The 22,230-nt window shown below is 46.3% G+C and carries 16 protein-coding genes; 13 read left to right on the forward strand and 3 right to left on the reverse strand.

Annotated features, from left to right (window positions below; translation table 11 throughout):
- Positions 1–3: 3 nt before the first annotated feature.
- Complete coding sequence (locus tag IE104_RS04130) at positions 4–1,314, forward strand: alginate export family protein (protein WP_189416244.1); 1,311 nt, start codon at positions 4–6, stop codon at positions 1,312–1,314.
- A 59-nt stretch (positions 1,315–1,373) separates the two neighbouring features.
- On the opposite strand, the gene IE104_RS04135 is transcribed toward IE104_RS04130, so the two are convergent.
- The gene (locus tag IE104_RS04135; protein ID WP_189416245.1) at positions 1,374–5,546 is read right to left on the reverse strand and encodes a hypothetical protein; all 4,173 of its coding nucleotides are present in this window, start codon (positions 5,544–5,546) and stop codon (positions 1,374–1,376) included.
- 198 nt (positions 5,547–5,744) lie between these two features.
- A complete protein-coding gene (locus IE104_RS04140; RefSeq protein WP_189416246.1) occupies positions 5,745–7,025 on the reverse strand; it encodes a citrate synthase in 1,281 nt (426 codons plus the stop codon).
- Positions 7,026–7,647: 622 nt separating this feature from the next.
- Here IE104_RS04140 and sdhC point away from each other — a divergent pair.
- The 9 genes from sdhC (at position 7,648) to sucD (ending at position 18,970) form a co-directional block, all read left to right on the forward strand.
- Entirely contained in the window at positions 7,648–8,022 is a 375-nt protein-coding gene (gene sdhC / locus IE104_RS04145) for a succinate dehydrogenase, cytochrome b556 subunit (protein WP_189416248.1), read from the forward strand.
- Positions 8,016–8,387 (forward strand): succinate dehydrogenase, hydrophobic membrane anchor protein, encoded by a 372-nt coding sequence (gene sdhD / locus IE104_RS04150; RefSeq protein ID WP_189416249.1) that lies wholly within the window; start codon positions 8,016–8,018, stop codon positions 8,385–8,387. Before sdhC ends, sdhD begins: the two co-directional genes overlap by 7 nt.
- Positions 8,387–10,159 carry a succinate dehydrogenase flavoprotein subunit gene (gene sdhA / locus IE104_RS04155; protein WP_189416251.1) on the forward strand — a complete coding sequence of 591 codons (1,773 nt, stop codon included), beginning with the start codon at positions 8,387–8,389 and terminating at the stop codon, positions 10,157–10,159. Before sdhD ends, sdhA begins: the two co-directional genes overlap by 1 nt.
- A gap of 16 nt (positions 10,160–10,175) precedes the next feature.
- Positions 10,176–10,883: a succinate dehydrogenase iron-sulfur subunit gene (locus IE104_RS04160; protein ID WP_189416252.1), complete on the forward strand. Its 708-nt coding sequence runs from the start codon at positions 10,176–10,178 to the stop codon at positions 10,881–10,883.
- Between the two features lie 237 nt (positions 10,884–11,120).
- Positions 11,121–13,949: a 2-oxoglutarate dehydrogenase E1 component gene (locus IE104_RS04165; RefSeq protein ID WP_189416254.1), complete on the forward strand. Its 2,829-nt coding sequence runs from the start codon at positions 11,121–11,123 to the stop codon at positions 13,947–13,949.
- Between the two features lie 60 nt (positions 13,950–14,009).
- Positions 14,010–15,206, forward strand: a complete 1,197-nt coding sequence (odhB, locus tag IE104_RS04170; protein WP_189416255.1) for a 2-oxoglutarate dehydrogenase complex dihydrolipoyllysine-residue succinyltransferase — start codon at positions 14,010–14,012, stop codon at positions 15,204–15,206.
- A gap of 127 nt (positions 15,207–15,333) precedes the next feature.
- Positions 15,334–16,773: a dihydrolipoyl dehydrogenase gene (gene lpdA / locus IE104_RS04175; RefSeq protein ID WP_189416257.1), complete on the forward strand. Its 1,440-nt coding sequence runs from the start codon at positions 15,334–15,336 to the stop codon at positions 16,771–16,773.
- Between the two features lie 145 nt (positions 16,774–16,918).
- A complete protein-coding gene (gene sucC / locus IE104_RS04180; protein WP_189416258.1) occupies positions 16,919–18,085 on the forward strand; it encodes an ADP-forming succinate--CoA ligase subunit beta in 1,167 nt (388 codons plus the stop codon).
- Between the two features lie 12 nt (positions 18,086–18,097).
- Entirely contained in the window at positions 18,098–18,970 is an 873-nt protein-coding gene (gene sucD / locus IE104_RS04185) for a succinate--CoA ligase subunit alpha (protein ID WP_189416260.1), read from the forward strand.
- A 67-nt stretch (positions 18,971–19,037) separates the two neighbouring features.
- Here sucD and IE104_RS04190 read toward each other — a convergent pair whose 3' ends face one another.
- A complete protein-coding gene (locus IE104_RS04190) occupies positions 19,038–19,577 on the reverse strand; it encodes a lectin-like protein (RefSeq protein WP_189416262.1) in 540 nt (179 codons plus the stop codon).
- A 217-nt stretch (positions 19,578–19,794) separates the two neighbouring features.
- On the opposite strand from IE104_RS04190, the gene IE104_RS04195 reads away from it, so the two are divergent.
- The 3 genes from IE104_RS04195 (at position 19,795) to recA (ending at position 22,198) form a co-directional block, all read left to right on the forward strand.
- Positions 19,795–20,277 (forward strand): helix-turn-helix transcriptional regulator, encoded by a 483-nt coding sequence (locus IE104_RS04195; RefSeq protein WP_189416263.1) that lies wholly within the window; start codon positions 19,795–19,797, stop codon positions 20,275–20,277.
- Positions 20,274–20,684 carry a VOC family protein gene (locus IE104_RS04200; RefSeq protein WP_189416265.1) on the forward strand — a complete coding sequence of 137 codons (411 nt, stop codon included), beginning with the start codon at positions 20,274–20,276 and terminating at the stop codon, positions 20,682–20,684. The genes IE104_RS04195 and IE104_RS04200 overlap by 4 nt, the downstream gene beginning before the upstream one ends.
- Positions 20,685–21,148: 464 nt before the next feature.
- Positions 21,149–22,198, forward strand: coding sequence for a recombinase RecA (recA, locus tag IE104_RS04205; protein WP_189416267.1), 1,050 nt, complete (start codon positions 21,149–21,151; stop codon positions 22,196–22,198).
- Positions 22,199–22,230 lie beyond the last annotated feature (32 nt).

Genomic DNA, 22,230 nt, shown 5'->3' on the forward strand with positions numbered 1-22,230 from the left:
CCTATGAAAAAACACACTGCTCATCTTCTTTGCGCTGCAGCCGGTTCATTATTTTTTTCTGCACAGAGTGCGCACGCCGCGCAAACCTTAACCGAAGGTTTGGTGTCAGGCAGTACAATTAAAGTAAATGTTCGCACTCGCTATGAAGATGTGAGTTGGGATGGTTATGAAGATGCAAACGCTCTTACCATAAGATCACGTTTGTCTTATCAATCTGGTGCCTGGAATGGTTTCGCCATCACTGCTGAAATGGATAACGTTACTGAAGTTGATCACGACGTTGATTACGCAACTTGGGCTGCAGATCCAATTAATGCGGGTACAAAAAAATACGCACAAATTTTTGATCCACAGGGCACTGATTTTAATCAGGCGCTGGTGTCTTACACTACGTTTAATAATTCCATTAAGTATGGTCGCCAACGTATTATTTTAGATAACGCGCGTTTTATCGGTAACGTGGGCTGGCGCCAGAACGAGCAAACTTATGATGGTATTTCATTTACCAACAAATCAATTCGCTACACCAATATTTTTGCTGCGCACATCACTAACGTAAACCGTATTTTTGGTAACGCTGTTCCTGTGCAAGGTGATTACAAACAAGATACCAATTTGTTTAACGTGAGTTACACCGGATTTGAAGCAGGAAAATTAACGGGCTACGCATATCTTATCGATAATGTTGATGACGCAACTTTGGTGGGAACTGGCGCAGCGGCAAATAAATCTGCCGCTATATCCAGCAATACTTATGGTGTGCGTTGGTCGAGCACTGCAAATCCATCGTTTATGTACACATTGGAATACGCCAAGCAAAAAGGTGCTGGTTCAAATCCATTGGATTACAGCGCAACCTACAGCTTGATTGAGGCGAGTACTACTATAGGTCGTTTTGTACCCTTAATCGGTTATGAAGTCTTGGGTTCAGACAATGGCAACAAAGGCTTCGCAACACCCTTTGCAACACTGCATATTTTTAATGGCTGGGCAGATCGTTTCCTTGCAACACCAAAAGAAGGTATCAAGGATATATACGCAAGTTTGACCACCACTGTAAAAGGTGTGCAATTGGTTGCGGCTTATCATAGTTATGAAGCGGATGAAAAAAGTCTTGCAGCGGGCGCAACCCTGGGCAAAATTATTGACTACGGTAATGAATGGAATTTGAGCGCCAGCAAAAAAATCGGTGCAGTTGTTTATACCGCTAAATATGCCACCTTTGATAACGGTAACTGGGTACAAAAAATCGGTACTAAATCTTTAGTTTCCGATACCTCAAAAGTATGGCTTCAGGCTGATTGGAATTTCTAATTGCAGCCAATAAAAAAATCCCCGGTAGATGCCGGGGATTTTTTTTACGTCATTCGTATTTAAACTTCCTTAGTGCTTTCGTCACTCGCTTTAGTTTCTAGCTTGGGCGCAGGAATAATATCTGCGTCCGCATCCCACAATCCGCGATAACTTAATTGTTGCCACGCCCAGCGCAACCATTTCAATAATGATGCTGCGAACCACAGCGACCAAATTAAAATAATGACTTTGTAGCACCATAGCGGCAAGGAAATTACCCAAGCGGTGGGGAATGCCAAATCGCTGTGGTCTTGGTACCAGTAGAAATTATTGCCATAAGTATTGTGACCTACGATATGCATATCGGGTGAACTCAATAATCCGTCTGGCAAGGTGGTAACTAATGCAAAGAACACGAACAATGAAAGTGCGAATAATCCAAGTTGCAAAAATCTGAATTTCCATTTGCTACCAATGGCGCTGAGTTTTCCGCGCTGGCTTAATGCCAACAACCAAACGGCGAACCAAATAAAGGTTCCCATGTTCAGTGTGCAAATTCCCAAACTGAGCAATATCCATTCATATGGTTTAAGTGGTGTTAATTGCGCGCGGCCTAAACCATAAGCCACGATTGCCATAACAACCAGCATTCCCCAAAGCAAAATGCTTGGGCCAATTTGTGGCCCGCCTACCCATAGCACCCAGCGGTTATAAGGAATTCCCATAGAGATATTTTGGTTGCTGCTACCATTCTCCAAATTAAATAAAGGTGTTTTGGTGAGCAATCCAATAGCATCGTCTTGCTTCCAATTGATACTGACTTTTTGTGAGCCTGGGTGTAATGGAACTTTTAAAACACCTTTAGTGGAGCTGATTAGTTGTTCGGTGTTGTCAATTTCCAGTTTGGAAAGCTGTGCACCCTCCGGCAAGGTAAACGTGTATTGCCCGCCTTGATTGGAGCGAATATTTAAATTCAAAATGCTCAAGCTGTTGTGATTACCGGGGTTATGAGAGAGCGAGGCTTCATCAACCGTAATGTGTTGTCCTTGCGTTGCCTGAGGGCGATGCACATCAATTGTTAAGCTTTCACCGGGCCAAGGTTGCCATACAGGAATATTTTCGTGCTTCGCCATTTGTATGGGTGCTATACCGGTAGTTTGAGAATGCCAACGAGGCGAAATATCCAGCGTCCAAATTTCAACCCAGGGAACATTTTGTGCTGCTTGTAATTTAATGGGCGAAATTTCTTTAAGATTAGATGACCACTCAAATTCATCGTCATCGCTCTCTAAATGCACGGCCACTTTTCCGTTGGGATTTGCTTTGGTTGTTAAAGGTGATTCACCATTTAATATGGGTACTTCAATATTAATAGTGCCAACAGCAGGTGCAACTCGTGTAACTGTGGTAACCAGCGTCCAATCCAAATCGAGTTTTAATGTGCGTTTAACAAGCACAAATGCTGCGATGGGATCCGGGCGTAAATGTTCTGTTTGTGATGCGCTTTGATCGCGCTCAACGCGTTGTAATTGCAATGATTGGCTGCTTTGTTCTGCGTTTGGTAATCCACTTAGTTCCCAGCCACTGGTTGTCGGTGTGACATTGTGCAATGGAAGAGGGAATTGTAAATTCAGCGCATCGTGACCTTGAACATTAGCGCTAATTCTCAAGTTGTGTTGCCCTTTAGGTAAGCTCACTAACAAGCTTTGATCGGCGGCTTGAACTAAAGCGGCGGGTTTCCCATCCACAGTAACTTGGTTTGGCCACCATTGTTGATGATCTGCGGGTAAGGGGAATGCAATTAAATCATTTGCGTTTACCACGAGGTCGAGCGTCAATTGATCTTGCTTGATATCAATGTTTACACGTTCAATGGCTGCGCAATGTGGTAAACATTTTGGCTGTTCTGTAAGTCGTGCTTCCAACTCTTTAAGAATAGATGGATCAATGGTGACATCGGCTTGTGCGGAGTCAGGCGTAAACAAAATAGAGCTTCCCACCATCAAACAAGATGCGAGACCCAATACGCGGCTACCTGGAAATTTCAAACTCGGTAATTTTGCATCGTTTGATGATAAGAATTTTTTCAGCAAAACAACGGCCATCAATAAAGGCAATAAAATCGCGAGTAAATTGCCGAGCTTGTTAAACCACGGTGAAATTAAAAATAGCTTGGTGGTTTCGTCCTGTTTGATTGGGCCATCCCAATATAAGTTCACAGATTTCTGATCGTGAGTGGGCACCGCAATTCCAGTTTGTGTTTGCTGCGATGGATCGTATTTTTTATCGAAGCGTCTATCGGTTTTCACACCGGGAATTCGCTGTAATGACTCGGCAACGTTTGAATCCGGGAATTTTCCAAAATCTTCGGCTTCTATGCTGTCAACGTCAGCTCTTTTAGGGGCGGGTGCAGCGGCCATTGATTCAGTAACCCTTGCAACCACAACTTCTTCCGCAACTTCCGGTGAAGGAGCTTCTACTGTTTTCATTGAGAGCGGTGCGTATTCTTCTCGTGAGCTAAAAATAGATGAGGTGCTAACGACCCAGAAGTTTTTGTTTTCTAAAGACGGATTTATCATGATGCGCGCTTCGCGCACTGCAAAAGGCAAAGTGATAATTGCCAGGCTTAAAAAACTTAAATAACCATAACGCACTAACCAAGTTTTGAATTTTCCGGTCACCAGGGTTGTGAGTGCTATAACAGCAATTAAATTTAACCAAATAAATACCGGCGCGCCTAAACGTTGATAAACAACAATTAAACCAAGACCAGCTAGTACGCCCAGCTGGATTGATGTAATGCGTGCGAAGGCAACGGCAATAATTAATACGGCGAACATATCCCACAAGGTCCATTTAGAAAGCCAGGTGCCTATTTCATTGCTGGTACCTGTCGCAGTAAAAAGTGACCAGCCCGGTGGAAGGAATAGAGTGGTGTGCAGATTATTTAATTCCTGATTCCAACCGCTTACGGGAAGTGTGAGGCTGCGTTCAAGTTTACTCACAGCTTGTAGCGATAAATTGCGGGAGCGAATTTCCAAGCCAGAATTCTGGTTTTTATCCAGCTGTGTAACCAGCTGCGGTTCGCCATCAATTTTTGCACTGGTCAACTCAACAGGTTTAATCATTTCTATGCGTGAGCTGTAGATTTCGCCATTGAGCGTATCGTTAAAAATAAAACCTTTTCCATCAAATCCTAACCAGGCATTGCGTTCCAACTGCAAATTGCTGGCAACATCTTTATTTTCACCGCGATACAGCTCTTCCAAAGTGAAATGCGTTTGGGGTGTTACTAAATAAGCGGGTAAATTTTTCCAATCATCGGGTAATTGTGTTTGTTGGGGATCAACTGATTGCGCGCCGGAGATTTGCACGCTACGCAGTTGGCGCTGCGCTTCGAACACCCAAATTTCTTCTTGCGGCCAAAATTCGTTGGTGACTTTATAAGAAATGTCTTTGTGGCTAGTGGTGGAAGTGCTGACGAGAGTAATTTCCCAAGTGCCGGGTTTTAATTGCACGCGCAGGCTGCCATCTTTTTCGATGTGGGCAGGCAATTCGCTTTCAAATTCCACTACAGTAAAACCATCTAACAAAAGTTGCCCGAGTTTAATTTCACGTTCTTTGCCGCTCACGCCTAACTGCAATTGCGTGGTGATTTGCAAAGGAATCCCATCGTCAATTTTTCTAAATACGCGAACACTTAATGCATCTTGATGTGCGGCAACACTCTTGGGTTGGTTGTTGGCGAGCCAGAGTTGATTGTTACCTTCCAGTGCCGGGTTGTTCACGCTTTTTCCATTGAGCGTCAATTGAATCAAACCGGTTTGCGCTGGAATGCTAATGGTGCGCGGCATTTCTGCCCAGCTGAGGTTACCGGTAATTTGGTGTGAGCCGGGCGTTAAATAGGCTTCGGGTGTGCCATTGCGGTCGCGCGTGGTGATATTGCCGAGGCTGCTGCTGATGTTATGCGGCCACAAACTGGCGCTGCCGGGCAATGCGACCCAATCGCTTTTATAAACATCAATTCTCTGCGTGAATTTAGCGCCCTTGTCGTTAGCTTCAATCGTTAAGCCGGAATACCAGTGGCAGGTGCGATTGCCGGTGTTGAACTGGAATGGGCAATTTAATTCGGGATGTTTTTCGAGCACCCAGGGTTTCCATTCTTCGAGGGATTTGGGGATTTCAGCGGCGAGTGAATAGCTACTGATGACTGCGACAAGAACTCCAAATAAACGAGCTAATAGCTTAAGCATGCAAGGATTCCTTTTTGTTACTGACAGTTTTTTATCGAATGTGTGGCGAGTATACGAGCGATAGGGGAGGCCTGCGCAAGATGCTATGCGATGATTACTTAAGGATGTGTGAATATTTGTACGAAGTGTGACGCATAAATAAAAAAGCCGCAGATCAAACAATCTGCGGCTTTCGGTTCTCTATTATTCAGCTAAGAGTTACTTGGCTGGATAGTCGCGCTTCACGCTACCGGTGTACAGCTGGCGTGGACGGCCGATTTTGTATGAAGTGCTAACCATTTCATCCCAGTGAGAGTACCAGCCAACAGCACGGCCCAAAGCGAAGATTACGGTGAACATTTCAGTTGGGATTTCAATGGCTTTCAAAATGATGCCGGAGTAGAAATCCACATTCGGATAAAGTTTTTTGCTGATGAAGTAAGGATCTTCCAATGCGATTTGCTCAAGGCGTTTAGCAATCGCCAACAATGGAGAGTTTTCCAAACCTAATTCACCCAATACTTCGTCACAGGTTTGCTTCATTACTTTGGCGCGTGGGTCAAAGTTTTTGTACACGCGGTGACCAAAGCCCATTAAGCGGAAGCCTGAAGTTTTGTCTTTAGCGCGAGCAACGCAGGATTCAATGTTTTCCACGCTGCCGATTTCTTCCAGCATTTCCAATACAGCTTCGTTGGCGCCACCGTGAGAAGGGCCCCAAAGTGTAGAAATGCCGGCAGCGATTGCTGCGAATGGGTTGGTGCCAGATGAGCCAGACAAACGCACGGTAGATGTAGATGCGTTTTGCTCGTGGTCAGCATGTAGAACAAAAATACGATCCATAGCTTTGGCGAGAGTTTGGCTCACATTGGGAGCTTCACCCGCTTTGCCGAAGGTCATATGCAAATAATTTTCGGCGTAGCCCAGGCTTGTATCCGGGGCAATAAATTCTTCACCTTTACGGTGTTTGTACACCATGGCTGACAGAGTTGGCATCTGGCCAATCAGACGATAAGCAGTCAGCTTGCGGCTTTCAGCGTTAGTAATGTCGATTTCAGCGTGGTACACACCTGCCAGCGCAGCAACAGCACTGCATAAAATAGCCATTGGGTGAGTGTCACGCTTGAAGCTTTTGATCACGTTGACGACAGATTGGTCAACATTGGAGTTGTCTTTGATTGCTTGGGCAAATTCGGCTTTTTGCGCTGGAGTTGGCAATTCGCCGTTGAGAAGGAGGTAACAGGTTTCGATGTAATCAGAGGAGACAGCAAGTTGTTCGATGGGGTATCCGCGGTGAAGGAGAATTCCTTCGTCGCCATCAATAAACGTAATCTTGGATTCGCATGAGGCGGTGGACATAAAGCCCGGGTCAAACGTGAAAAAGCCATTCTTGGTAATGCTGGTGACGTCAATAACGTCTGGTCCGACACTGCTGGCATAGATAGGTAAGTCAATCGTGCTATCAATACCATCAATCGTTAGGTGTGCTTTCTTGTCAGTCATTACTGACTCCTGTGCTTACTAATAGGACTAATGTGCTTGAGTTGTATGAGTGGTGCCGATCATTCTCTATATAGAAAGAGTAATACTTCGATACTAAACACACCTGCAAGTTGCATGCTCAAGTTATGTAAAACCTTGCGTAGCTTTTTTATGGCTACGTCATAGACTAGTCGAGTTTCGACCCTGCCGTTTGTTTGCGGTCGGCATTATAGATGAGTTATTTGCTGCAACGAAAGTTTTTGCCAGTAAATAGGGCGCATTTGACCAAACTTTTTTTCACTAATTTCAGTGTGTTCCGACTGGTCTGTTAAATGTCGATTTATTTTGCACTATCTTGGTTCTCAGGTGTGTTTTCGTGCGCCGTCATGGAACAAAAAAATCGCCAAAAAAACGGGAAAGTCTTTGATATTGCAGAAATTTTGAGCGATTGGGTGGATTCCCAAAAACATCGTGTTGTTTTGGTTTTTGTCGCGGCATTTTGTTTGTAATTCCGGGGCTCCCTCTCTATAATGCTGCGCGACTTGCAGGATGCCTCGGCGATGCCCCAAAAACACTCATTTTTGACGCTGCCGATGCTCATTCTTAATAACCTGCCCGCATGGGCTAAAAGGTGCATTAAACCGTGAACAAGAAAAGACCTGTCAACCTCGATATTTCCACCATCAAACTTCCCATCACTGCTGTTGTATCTATTCTTCACCGCTTCTCAGGCATTTTTCTATTTGCCGGTGCTGCAGTGTTGTTGTGGATGCTTGATTCGAGCCTCGATTCACAAGAAAGTTTTGCAGCTGTGCGTGATGCCTCCGCAAATCCAGTTTTTAAATTTGTGTTGTGGTCAGTGTTGTCCGCGTTGGCGTATCACGCTGTGATGGGTTCTCGTCATTTGCTGATGGACTGTGGTGTGGGCGAAAGCCTGGAAGGTGGTAAGCGCGGTGCAACCATCGCCCTCGTATTGGCCGTTGTATTGATTGCACTGATAGGAGTTTGGGTATGGTAACTTCCGTAACAAGTTTTGGCCGTAGTGGTCTCTACGACTGGTTGATCCAGCGTATCGGCGGAGTGGTAATGGCCGCTTACCTTATTTTCATTGTTGCATTTATCGCTATGAATCCCGAGTTAACCTATGAGCAGTGGAGCGCCTTACACGGCCAGCTGTGGATGAGGGTATTCAGCTTTGCGACTCTACTTTCCTTTATTGCCCACGCCTGGATTGGTTTGTGGGTTGTCTTAACAGATTACTTGACTGAACGTTTGATGGGCAGCAAAGCCACTGTATTGCGTATTTTAGCGCAGGTAGTTTTGGGTGGCGTTTCCTTGACCTATTTGGTCTGGGGCATCGAAATACTGTGGGGTTTTAAATAATGGCTAGCATTCGCACGATTTCTTTTGACGGTATTGTGGTTGGCGGCGGCGGCGCTGGTATGCGCGCGGCTTTACAACTGGCTCAGTCAGGCTACAAAACCGCAGTAATTACCAAAGTATTCCCAACCCGTTCGCACACTGTATCTGCCCAAGGCGGCATTACCTGTGCAATCGCAAGTGCTGACCCTAACGACGATTGGCGCTGGCACATGTATGACACCGTAAAAGGGTCAGACTATATCGGCGACCAGGATGCTATTGAATATATGTGTTCAGTGGGTCCAGAAGCGGTATTCGAATTGGAACACATGGGCTTGCCATTCTCCCGTACCGAAGAAGGCCGTATTTACCAGCGTCCTTTCGGCGGTCAGTCCAAGAACTTTGGTGAAGGCGGTCAAGCTGCTCGTACTTGTGCTGCTGCTGACCGTACCGGTCACGCCTTGTTGCACACGCTTTATCAAAGCAACGTAAAAAACAAAACCGTATTTTTGAACGAGTGGTTTGCTGTTGACCTCGTTAAAAATGCTGATGGTGCTGTAGTAGGTGTTATTGCAATTAACATCGAAGACGGCGAAACCGTTTATGTAAAAGCCAAAGCCACTGTTTTGGCAACTGGCGGTGCGGGTCGTATTTATTCTTCTACCACTAACGCACACATCAATACCGGTGACGGTGTTGGTATGGCCTTGCGTGCAGGCTTCCCTGTACAAGATATCGAAATGTGGCAGTTCCACCCAACAGGCATCGCCGGTGCTGGTGTGCTGGTAACTGAAGGTTGCCGCGGAGAAGGTGGTTACCTCATCAATAAGCACGGTGAGCGTTTTATGGAGCGTTATGCTCCTAATGCGAAAGACCTTGCAGGTCGCGATGTAGTTGCGCGCTCAATGGTTTTGGAAATTCTTGCCGGTAACGGCTGTGGTCCTAACGGTGATCACGTACTTCTCAAACTCGATCACCTCGGTGAAGAAGTTCTGGAAAGCAAGTTGCCAGGTATCTGTGAATTGTCACGTACCTTCGCACACGTAGATCCGGTTTATGCTCCTGTTCCAGTGGTTCCAACCTGTCACTATATGATGGGTGGTATCCCAACCAATATTAATGGCCAAGCTTTAACACAAGATGCTAACGGCACTGACGTTGTGATTGACGGTTTGTTCGCCTGCGGTGAAGTTGCTTGTGTATCTGTACACGGTGCTAACCGCTTGGGCGGTAACTCACTGCTCGACTTGGTTGTGTTTGGCCGTGCAGCTGGTCTGTATATCGAGAAAGCCTTGCGTGAAGGTGTTGAGCACAAAAATGCAACCCAGGCTGATATCGACAAAGCTATGGCGCGCTTGAACAAAGTGAACACATCTAACACTGGCGAGAGCGCTGCCGTGCTGCGTAAAGAGCTGCAAACCATTATGCAAAACTACTTCGGTGTATTCCGCAAAGGCGAATACATGCAGAAGGGTATTGAGCAATTGGCAGAGCTGCGCAAGCGTATTGAAAATGTATCAATTACCGACAAGAGCAATGCATTCAATACCGCACGTATTGAAGCTTTGGAATTGCAAAATCTGTTGGAAGTGGCTGAAGCAACTGCAGTTGCAGCTGAAGTGCGTAAGGAATCTCGCGGCGCTCACGCTCGTGATGACTTCCAGGATCGCGATGATGCTAACTGGTTGTGCCATTCACTTTATTTCCCCGGTGAGAAGCGTGTTGCCAAGCGTGAGGTGAATTTCAAACCTCATACTATGGAAGCCTTCCAACCTAAGAAACGCACCTATTAATTTCGGGGATAAAGATATGTTGAAAGTTGAAGTTTATCGCTACAACCCTGACACCGATAAAGCGCCTTACATGAAGACTTACGAGTTGGATACTGGCGGTAAAGATTTAATGGTATTGGATGTTCTTGAGTTATTAAAAGCCCAAGACGAAAGTCTGGCTTACCGTCGCTCATGCCGTGAAGGTGTGTGTGGTTCAGACGGTATGAACATTAACGGTAAAAACGGTTTGGCCTGCATCAAGCCAATCTCTGAAGCTACCGGCGGAAGCGGCAAGTTGGTATTGCGTCCGCTCCCAGGTTTGCCAGTAATTCGTGACCTCGTTGTAGACATGACTCAGTTCTACGATCAATACAAAAAGATCGAGCCTTATTTGCAAAACGATACTCCAGCTCCTGCGATTGAGCGTTTGCAATCGCCAGAGGACCGTGAGAAGTTGGATGGTTTGTACGAATGTATTTTGTGTGCGTGTTGTTCAACTAGCTGTCCATCCTTCTGGTGGAACCCCGATAAGTTCATCGGCCCGGCTGGTTTGTTGCAGGCCTACCGATTCCTGGCAGACAGCCGCGATTTGGCGACTGAAAAACGCCTGTCCAAACTGGATGACCCCTTCAGCGTATTCCGCTGTCATGGCATCCAAAACTGTGTTGCCGTATGTCCTAAAGGTTTGAACCCAACTCGAGCCATCGGCCATATCCGCAACATGTTGTTACAGAGCGCTACCTAAGAGTGGCGCTTTTCTGTATCTGAAAGCTTGAAATTTGTGGCTTAGCAGCATTTTGCAGCTAAGCTTTTAGACTGTTCGCTGTCCCTGTCATCTCGACTGAAACGGTGGCGACTTAAAAGCGGCGTCTTTTGCCACAAGCGACGGACGTTATTGTGTAGCTAAATTAATTGGCTAATTGATAGCAGGGTGTAGCAAAGCCAATGTCGGCAATGTAAGCCCGTGATTAAGGTGAGTTGAATGCAAGACAGCATTATGGAGCATTTTTGGAGTAGTTCGCACATCTCTGGTGGGAACGCTGCATACGTCGAAGAGCTCTACGACACATATTTACACAATCCCAATGCCGTTCCAGAAGAATGGCGTAACTACTTTGATCAGTTGCCTCGTGTAAGCGGCGTACTGACTCAAGACACTCCCCATTCAGTTATTCGCGCTCAATTTGAGCAACTGGGTAAGTCCCGCATTCGCACTGTGGCAGTTGCTGGCGGTTCTGTCAGTGCAGAACACGAGCGCAAGCAAGTTAAAGTGCTGCAACTCATTAGTTCCTACCGTTTTCGCGGTCACCAAAAAGCTCAGCTCGATCCATTAGGCTTGATGCAGCGCGATGTGATCCCGGATTTGGACTTAAGCTTCCACGGCTTAACCAATGCGGATCTGGATACTGTATTCAACACCGGTAATTTGTACATTGGCAAAGAAGAAGCCACGCTACGCGAAATTATTGAAGCATTAGAGAAGACCTACTGCGGTCATATCGGTGCTGAAATCATGCATATTACGCCATTAGCTGAAAAGCAATGGTTGCAACAACGCCTTGAGAGCGTGCGTTCAAACCCCGAATTTAGCAAAGAGCAAAAATTGGCTCTGCTGGAGCGTTTGACAGCTGCCGAAGGCCTTGAGCGTCACCTTGATAGTAAATACCCAGGTACGAAACGTTTCGGTTTGGAAGGTGGCGAGAGTTTTATCCCGCTCGTGGATGCCTTGGTAAAACGTTCCGGTACTTACGGTGCCAAAGAAATTGTTTTGGGTATGGCGCATCGCGGTCGCTTGAATACCTTGGTCAACGTGTTCGGTAAAAATCCTGCGGAACTCTTTGCTGAATTTGATGGCAAACGTTCATTGAATACCTCCGGCGACGTGAAATATCACTCAGGTTTTTCATCAAACTTGATGACTCCCGGTGGTGAGTTGCACATGGCGATGGCGTTTAACCCGTCGCACTTGGAAATCGTTTCTCCAGTAGTTGAAGGTTCTGTACGCGCGCGCCAAGATCGTCGTAAAGACACTAACGGCTCCAAGGTAGTACCTATCAACGTACACGGCGACGCTGCATTTGCAGGTCAAGGTGTGGTGATGGAAACATTCCAAATGTCCCAAACCCGCGCTTACGGCACCGGTGGTACTTTGCACATTGTGATCAACAACCAGGTTGGTTTCACCACCAACAAGCGTGAAGATTCTCGTTCAACCGAGTACTGCACCGACGTTGCAAAAATGATCGAAGCACCGATTTTCCACGTGAACGGTGATGATCCAGAAGCAGTATTGTTTGTTGCACAATTGGCCGTTGATTACCGTTACGAATTTAAGAAAGACGTAGTCATCGATTTGGTTTGCTATCGTCGCCGCGGTCACAACGAAACTGATGAGCCATCAGCAACTCAGCCGTTGATGTATCAAGTTATTCGCAACCAAAAAACTACCCGTACTTTGTATGCCGATAAATTGGTTGCAGCAGGTTTGTTGTCGCAAACTGCAGCTGATGATTTGACCACCAATTATCGTGCAGCTTTGGATCGTGGTGAGCACGTTGCCAGCGGTTTGGTGAGTGAGCCGGATCGCAGTTTGTTTGTGGATTGGACTCCTTACATCGGTCACGATTGGCAAACCCCAGCAAACACCGGTATTGATTTAAAAACCTTGCAAGCTGTTGCTGGCAAAATGCTGACAATTCCAGAAGGCATCGTAGTTCAGAAGCAAGTTGAAAAAGTGTACGAAGACCGCCGCAAAATGGCTGGTGGTGCATTAGCACTCAACTGGGGTATGGCAGAAACCTTGGCTTACGCCACTTTGCTTGAACAAGGTTACTCTGTGCGTATGACTGGCCAAGACGTAGGTCGTGGTACTTTCTCGCATCGCCACGCGGTTGTTCACAGCCAAAAAGATGGTAGCTCTGCAACGCCATTAAAGAACGTGAATCCTTCAGTAGATTTTGACTTGTACGATTCTTATTTGTCAGAAGAAGCAGTTCTCGCTTTCGAATATGGCTACGCCACTACTGCGCCAAAAGGCCTGGTAATTTGGGAAGCGCAATTCGGGGACTTCGCCAACGGCGCACAAGTTGTGATTGACCAATTCATCACCTCTGGTGAACACAAGTGGGGTCGTTTGTGCGGCTTGACGATGTTGTTGCCACATGGTTATGAAGGCCAGGGCCCAGAGCACTCTTCTGCACGTTTAGAACGTTTCATGCAGTTGTGTGCTGAGCACAATATTCAGGTTTGTATCCCATCAACACCGGCGCAGGTTTTCCACATGTTGCGTCGCCAGGCGATTCGCCCAATGCGTCGTCCGTTGATTGTGATGAGCCCGAAATCTTTGCTGCGTCATGAATTGGCAACATCAACCTTGGAAGAATTGGCGAATGGCCAGTTCCAAAACGTGATTGATGATGCGGTTAATCCAGACAAAGTTGAGCGTGTGATTCTGTGTAGTGGCAAGGTTTATTACACCTTGTTGAAAGAACGCACTGAGCGCAAACAAGAAAACGTTGCCTTCATTCGTTTGGAGCAGTTGTATCCGTTCCCGGATGTTGAATTGAAAAACATCCTCAGCAAATACAAAAATGTGAAGAGCATTGCCTGGTGTCAGGAAGAACCAATGAACCAAGGCGCTTGGTACAGCAGCCAACACCATTTGCGTCGTGTTGCGCATGAGCTTTACCCAAGTTTGTATTTGGAATATGTGGGTCGCGAAGCTTCGGCTGCGCCAGCGGGCGGTTATATGTCTGCACACATTGAAGAGCAAAACCGTTTTGTAAATCAGGCGCTGAACTTCTCTGTTTAATCAGAGACTCAGCGTAAAAACTAACAAGTCATATACCAAGCCGAGAGAGAAGGAATAGTAATGAGTATCGAAATTAAAGCCCCAACGTTCCCTGAATCAGTAGCTGACGGCACCATCGCAACCTGGCACAAAAAGCCGGGCGAAGCAGTAAAGCGCGATGAGTTAATTGTTGATATCGAAACCGATAAAGTGGTTTTGGAAGTTGTTGCGCCTGCTGATGGCAGCATCGCTGAAATTATTAAAGGCGAAGGCGAGACTATTCTGAGCAATGAAGTTATTGCCAAGTTTGTTGAAGGCGCTGTTGCCGCCGGTGCTGCACCTGCTGCCGCGCCAGCCGCTGCTCCTGCAGCTGCACCAGCTGCCTCTGCAGAGAAATTGGTAAACCCAGCTGCACGCAAATTGGCTGACGAAAAAAATGTAAACACTGCTGCAGTTGATGGTACTGGCAAAGGTGGCCGCGTGTTGAAAGAAGACGTAGCTAACCATGTGAAAACTGCTCCAGCTGCTGCACCAGCCGCTAGCGTTGCAGCTCCAGCGCTTGAAGCAGTGGGTGACCGCGTAGAAAAACGCGTTCCAATGACTCGTTTGCGTAAGCGTATTGCTGAACGTTTGCTTGAAGCATCTAACACCACTGCAATGTTGACCACTTTTAACGAGGTGAACATGGCGCCAATCATGGCACTGCGCGCGAAATACAAAGATCAATTCGAAAAAGCACACGGCGGTACTCGCTTGGGCTTTATGAGTTTCTTCGTAAAAGCGGCTGCAGAAGCTTTGCGTCGATTCCCTGCGGTTAACGCGTCTATCGATAACAACGATATCGTTTACCACGGTTATCAAGATATCGGTGTTGCAGTTTCTACCGATAAAGGTTTGGTTGTTCCAGTGTTGCGCAATGCAGAAAGCATGAGCTTGGCCGGTATCGAAAGCACCATTCGCGATTTCGGTTTGCGCGCACGCGATGGCAAGTTGGGCATTGAAGAAATGTCTGGTGGTACTTTCACTATCACCAACGGCGGTACTTTTGGTTCATTGCTTTCAACTCCCATTTTGAACTTGCCGCAATCTGCAATTCTCGGCATGCACAAAATTCAAGAGCGCCCAATGGCTGTTAACGGCAAAGTAGAAATTCTGCCGATGATGTACTTGGCTTTGTCTTACGATCACCGTTTGTTGGATGGTAAAGACGCCGTGCAATTCCTCGTGGCAATCAAAGATTTGCTCGAAGATCCAGCGCGTATTTTGTTAGAGATTTAATTTTTTGAAACGCTCTTGGTAACCCAAGAGCGTTTTTTTATGTAAATGATTGCTGCTCAAAAGGCGTTAATCGAAATTAATAAATTGAAGCTAGTAAAATGCTAGCCAATTAAAGTAGGAACAAATTATGTCTGAAAAATTTGATGTGATAGTTATCGGCTCAGGCCCTGCAGGTTATGTTGCTGCAATCCGCGCCGCGCAATTAGGTTTGAAAACCGCGTGTGTTGAGAAGTGGAAAAACGAAGAGGGCAAGGGCGTTAACGGCGGTACTTGCTTGAACGTTGGTTGCATTCCTTCAAAAGCATTGCTCGATAGCTCTTACAAATACCACGAAGCAAAAGATGATTTTGCTGTTCACGGTATCACCGCTTCAGGCGTAGAAATTAATGTTCCTTCGATGATTGCGCGTAAAAACCAAATCATCAAAAACCTCACTGGCGGTATCGCTGGTTTGTTCAAAGCTAACGGTGTTACCAGCTTGTTTGGCACTGGTAAATTGTTGGCCGGCAAAAAAGTTGAAGTAACTGACTTTGAAGGCAAAGTTACTGTTTATGATGCAGAAAACGTAATCCTTGCGTCAGGTTCTAACCCAATCAATATTCCTCCAGCTCCAGTTGATAACGATGTAATTGTTAACTCAACCGGTGCATTGGAATTCTCTGAAGTTCCAAAACGTCTCGGCGTAATCGGCGCAGGCGTAATTGGTTTGGAGTTGGGTTCTGTATGGAATCGTTTGGGTTCTAAAGTAACCGTGTTGGAAGCATTGGATTCATTCCTCGCCATCATGGATCAACAAATCGCGAAAGAAACCCAAAAAATCCTGACCAAACAAGGTTTGGATATTCGCACCAGCTCACGCGTTACCGGTTCAAAAGTAAACGGTAAAGAAGTTACCGTAACTTATTTGGATAAAGACGGAAAAGAACAGCAAGAAACTTTCGACAAGTTGATCGTTTGCGTTGGTCGTCGTCCATTCACTGAAAATCTGTTGGCGGGCGACAGCGGCGTGAATTTGGATGAACGTGGTTTCATCTTTGTTAACGAATTCTGCGCAACCAACGCTCCAGGCGTTTGGGCAATCGGCGACGTAGTTCGCGGTCCAATGCTCGCGCACAAAGGTTCAGAAGAAGGTGTAATGGTTGCTGAGCGCATTGCGGGTCAAAAATCGCAAATGAATTACGACATTATCCCTAACGTTATTTACACGCATCCAGAAGTTGCTGCAGTGGGTAAAACTGAAGAGCAAGTTAAAGCTTCTGGTGAGCCATACAATGTGGGTACTTTCCCATTCGCTGCGTCTGGTCGCGCAATGGCAGCTAACGAAACCCAAGGCTTGGTAAAAATTATTGCTCACGCCGTAACTGATCGCATTCTTGGTGCCCACATTGTTGGCCCAAGCGCTGCTGATTTGGTACAGCAAGTTGCGATTGCAATGGAGTTCGGTTCCAGTGCAGAAGATTTGGGCATGATGGTGTTTGGTCACCCAACTTTGTCTGAAGCTATCCACGAAGCAGCATTAGCAGTGCATGGTCATGCCATTCACATCGCTAACAAGAAGAAGCGCTAAGTAAAAACTTACGTAGTTAATTGAAGAGTCCCAAAGAGTTCTCACCACAGGCGGCCATCTACTCACAAGGTTTATGGCCATCGATAACCCCAGTTGACACGCTCATTTCACAAACGTGTTCAACTTCGTCAAATGGAACAACACCATGAATTTGCACGAGTATCAGGGTAAGCAGTTGTTTGCCCAATATGGCTTGCCAGTCTCTAAAGGCATTGCTGCTGCGACCGTAGAAGAAGCTGTTGCAGCTGCAGATCAAATTGGCGGCGATACCTTCGTCGTTAAAGCTCAAGTACACGCTGGTGGCCGCGGTAAAGCGGGCGGCGTGAAGTTGGTTAAGAGCAAAGAAGACATTCGCGCATTCGCTGAAAAGTGGTTGGGCAAGAATTTGGTGACCTACCAAACTGACGAAAAAGGCCAACCAGTAAGCCGTATTTTGGTTGAGACTTGCACTGATATCGCTAAAGAATTGTACTTGGGCGCTGTAGTAGATCGCTCTTCACGTCGTATCGTGTTCATGGCATCTACCGAAGGTGGTGTTGAGATCGAGAAAGTTGCACACGACACTCCAGAGAAAATCCTGAAAGTTGCCGTTGATCCGTTGGTTGGCGCTCTGCCTTTCCAAGGTCGCGATTTGGCTTTCAAACTCGGTTTGGAAGGCAAGCAAATTAACCAATTCGTGAAGATCTTCTTAGGTCTTGCACAATTGTTTAAAGAGAAAGATTTGGCGTTGTTGGAAGTGAACCCATTGGTTATCACTCCAGCTGGCGATTTGCACTGCCTGGACGCAAAACTGGTTATCGATGGTAACGCTTTGTACCGTCACCCAGAATTGAAAGCTATGCAAGATCCATCACAAGAAGATGCGCGTGAAGCTCATGCCGCTGCTTGGGAATTGAACTATGTTGCTCTCGGTGGCGACATTGGTTGTATGGTTAACGGCGCTGGCTTGGCGATGGGCACCATGGACATCGTTAAATTGCACGGCGGTCAACCTGCTAACTTCCTCGACGTAGGCGGTGGCGCAACCAAAGAACGCGTTGTTGAAGCGTTCAAAATCATTTTGTCTGATGACGCTGTGAAAGCAGTATTCATCAACATCTTTGGCGGTATCGTTCGTTGCGACATGATTGCTGAAGGTGTAATTGGTGCGGTTAAAGAAGTAGGCGTGAAAGTACCTGTTGTTGTTCGTCTGCAAGGTAACAATGCTGAATTGGGTGCGAAAGTGTTGGGCGAAAGCGGCCTGAACATTATTGCCGATACCGACTTGACTGGCGCTGCCAAGAAAGTTGTTGCAGCTGCTGCGAATCAATAAGGGGCTAAGAACATGAGCGTTTTAATTAACAAAGACACCAAAGTAATTTGCCAGGGTTTCACCGGCGCACAAGGTACTTTCCACTCTGAACAAGCGATTGCTTACGGCACCAAAATGGTTGGCGGTGTAACTCCAGGTAAAGGTGGTCAAACTCACCTCGGTTTGCCAGTGTTCAACACTGTTGCTGAAGCTGTTGCTGCGACTGGCGCTGATGCGTCGGTAATCTACGTTCCGGCTCCTTTCTGTAAAGACTCTATCCTTGAAGCAGCTAACGGCGGCATCAAGTTGATCGTGTGTATTACTGAAGGTATCCCAACTCTCGATATGCTTGACGCAAAAGTGAAGTGTGACGAGTTGGGCGTGCGTTTGATTGGCCCTAACTGCCCAGGTGTTATCACTCCAGGCGAGTGTAAAATCGGCATTATGCCAGGCCACATCCACAAGCCAGGTAAAGTAGGTATCGTTTCTCGTTCAGGTACTTTGACCTATGAAGCAGTGAAACAAACTACCGATTACGGTTTCGGTCAATCTACTTGCGTAGGTATTGGCGGTGACCCAATTCCAGGCTCTAACTTCATCGACATTTTGAAGTTGTTCCAGGCTGACCCACAAACCGAAGCTATCGTAATGATCGGTGAAATCGGTGGTTCTGCGGAAGAAGAAGCGGCTGCTTACATCAAGGCAAGCGTGACTAAACCTGTTGTGTCTTACATCGCTGGTGTAACTGCTCCAGCTGGTAAGCGTATGGGTCACGCTGGTGCGATTATTTCTGGCGGTAAAGGTACTGCAGACGAAAAGTTTGCTGCCCTTGAAGACGCTGGTGTAAAAACTGTTAAAAGCTTGGCCGATATCGGTAAAGCACTGAAAGAAATCACTGGCTGGTAATATTAGTCAAGTGAACAAAAAAGGCGCCTTATGGCGCCTTTTTTCGTTTAGCAGTTCTCGGCAATCATTATTTCGATTGACGACGAATCCCGAACATCGCGAGCAATCCGCCTAACAACATTAATACAGAGCTAGGCTCAGGAACCTTGGTGCTTACAGTTTCCAAAACGCCGTATTTAGGGCCAGAGTAGCTGTTGTTGTCATCCAAATCATTCCATAAACCAGATACATAAGTATGGACATACTCTTCACCGGTGCCAGCATCATTAGGTTCGCCTCCAGCCCAATTAGCAAAGGTTACGGCGTCACCATTGGTCCAAGCCCAGGTTGATGCATGGGGAGCGGTTCTATACAAGCCGATCCAAAGCGAATTTTGAAGTCCGAAAGTATTAATAATAAAATTATTTTCGTTTATATCGTTGACTGCAACCAGATGTCCGCCTTGGGTCACAGCGAAAGCTTCACTATTTGTCCAGTTATCGGAAGAAATTAGGGTGTAATCGTGTCCACCAAAACTAAACGCACTGCCCACTAAACTAATTGCGTTAGCGCTGGAAGCGGTTAAGGCTAAAACACCTGTCAATGCGAGTATATTTAGTTTTTTCATGTCATCTCCTTTCATCATTAAGTTTGATTAGCATAGAGTGAAATTTGTACAACAATAAAGCGGAAAGCAATATTCAGACCCATGAATTTTTCTTCTTGAAATAGAGGAAGTTATCGAATTTAACCTTAAGGCTTCGGTTGGTTGTGTAAACTAATTCGACGAGAGTTCTATTGTTAGTTTAACGTCTCACCTTTATTCCACGGAGGCTTCATAGGCCATGGATACAGATTTACTCCGCAGATTACTCCGGGCAAAAGATCAAATGGATAGTCATTCTGAAGATGACTGGTCCGTTGAACGTCTCGCGCGCATTAGCTGCGTGTCGCCTGCGCATTTTGCGCGTTCCTTCAAAAAAGCCTTTGGCATTCCACCTCATCGCTACTTGCTGTCGCGACGTATCGAAAGAGCAAAAGCAATGCTTCGCAATACCGACCAAGCTGTAACTGATATAGCTTTTGGAACGGGCTGGCTGAGTATGGGAACATTCGGTAGAACCTTCCGTGATATAACTGGGTCCAATCCTGAAACCAATCGAGCTAGTTCGAGAGTTGCCGACATCCCTGCTGAAATTCCTTTGTGTGTCCTCAAAGAAATTGATCGTCCAAAGTTAAAAAGAGCAGTTTCGGAGAAGCGGAGCCAAGAGCGTTTGGGCCAGAATGACGATTCGAACAATGACTTATCAAGCGAGGCGTCAACATGAGTGAAGGTGTACAAGTGGTAGGAATTTACGTGCGCGATCAACAAGAGGCACTGGAATTTTATGTAAAAAAAGTTGGGTTTATGGTCCATACCGATGTGCGTAACGGAGACTACCGATGGCTTACGGTTCAATACCCGGGGCAGATGCTTTTCCAGCTCGGTCTATTTCTTCCCGGGCCGCCAACAATTGATGCGGCAACGGCTAAATCGGTAAATGAGGTACTTGCCAAAGGCGCTATGCCACCATTAGTTCTGGAAGTGTCAGATTGTTTTGCCACTTGCGAGCGTTTGCGAGCAGCTGGAGTGGAGCTCATACAAGAGCCTGTTGAACGTTATGGAACCGTTGATGCCGGCTTCCGCGACCCATCGGGTAACGGTTGGAAATTACTGCAATCGCGGAGGTCATAATATGAAGAGCGCGTATTTGCTTCGTAATTTCCATCGATGGACATCGTTGGTTTTCGCACTCACTGTCGTTCTAAACTTTGCGGTTAGGGCAAGTGGAGAGCCACCAGCGTGGATTACTTATTCTCCGCTAGCTCCTTTAGCAGTTCTCTTTCTCACAGGCACTTATCTCTTTGCAGCACCGTATTTTAAAAAATCAGTTGAAGCCTAACCGTATAATTGTCTCCCAAACTGCGTGGCGCAAAGTGCCGTTAAAGTGATAATTATGACTTCTCGAAGCTTGGCAAGCGTTCCATTGATTCGGAAAGATTACGCTTAAGATGGTAAAACCTGTATATAACAACAACTGTTTGCGTATACAGGTTTTTTGGTGTAGTCTAGGTTCATAGCTGAAGAGTGTGCGATGTCTCTCGGCGTATAATCCTAATATATCGTCTTACTACTAATTTTTTATGTTGAGGTGTCAAATGGATGCGAACAAAGAAAAGGCTTTACAAGCTGCGCTAAGTCAAATTGAACGTCAATTTGGTAAAGGAACTGTTATGCGTATGGGCGACAAAGAACAAGTCGCCATTCCTTCTATCTCCACCGGTTCTATAGGGCTTGACGTAGCCTTGGGAATTGGCGGTTTACCCAAAGGCCGTATTGTTGAAATATATGGTCCAGAGTCCTCGGGTAAAACTACCTTAACCTTGCAAGTTATAGCTGAAGCTCAACGCGCTGGCGGTAACTGTGCGTTTATTGATGCGGAACATGCGTTAGATCCAATCTATGCGGCGAAATTAGGCGTAAATGTTGAGGATTTGATCATTTCCCAGCCGGACACTGGTGAACAGGCTCTTGAAGTAACCGACATGTTAGTCCGCTCAGGTGCGGTTGATGTATTAGTCGTCGACTCGGTGGCAGCATTGACTCCTCGCGCTGAAATTGAAGGTGAGATGGGTGATCATCATGTGGGCTTGCAGGCACGTTTAATGTCGCAGGCGCTACGTAAAATCACCGGTAACATTAAAAATGCCAATTGCCTGGTGATTTTTATTAACCAAATTCGTATGAAAATCGGCGTTATGTTTGGCAACCCCGAAACCACTACTGGTGGTAATGCGTTGAAGTTCTACGCATCTGTGCGTCTCGATATCCGTCGTATTGGCGCAGTTAAAGAAGGTGAAGAGGTTATTGGTTCCGAGACTCGCGTTAAAGTAGTTAAGAACAAAGTGGCGCCACCTTTTAAACAGACCGAATTCCAAATTCTTTACGGATCTGGCATCAATCGAATGGGCGAAGTTGTGGATTATGGCGTGAAGCTGGGCATGATTGACAAAGCGGGTGCTTGGTATAGCTATCAAGGAAATAAAATTGGTCAGGGCAAAAACAATGTTATGAAATTTTTGCAAGAAAACCCTGTCATAGCAAAAGAGCTAGAAGCAAGAGTTCGTACTGAATTGCTTGAGTCTCCAGCATTGTCCCTCAGTGCAAATGGTGCCGATTCTGCGGACGAAGTGGAGATGTCTGAATAAGTTGTTAGCGTTTCTTGCTTGCACGGGGGGAA

This window comes from Cellvibrio zantedeschiae, assembly GCF_014652535.1.
Taxonomy (GTDB): domain Bacteria; phylum Pseudomonadota; class Gammaproteobacteria; order Pseudomonadales; family Cellvibrionaceae; genus Cellvibrio; species Cellvibrio zantedeschiae.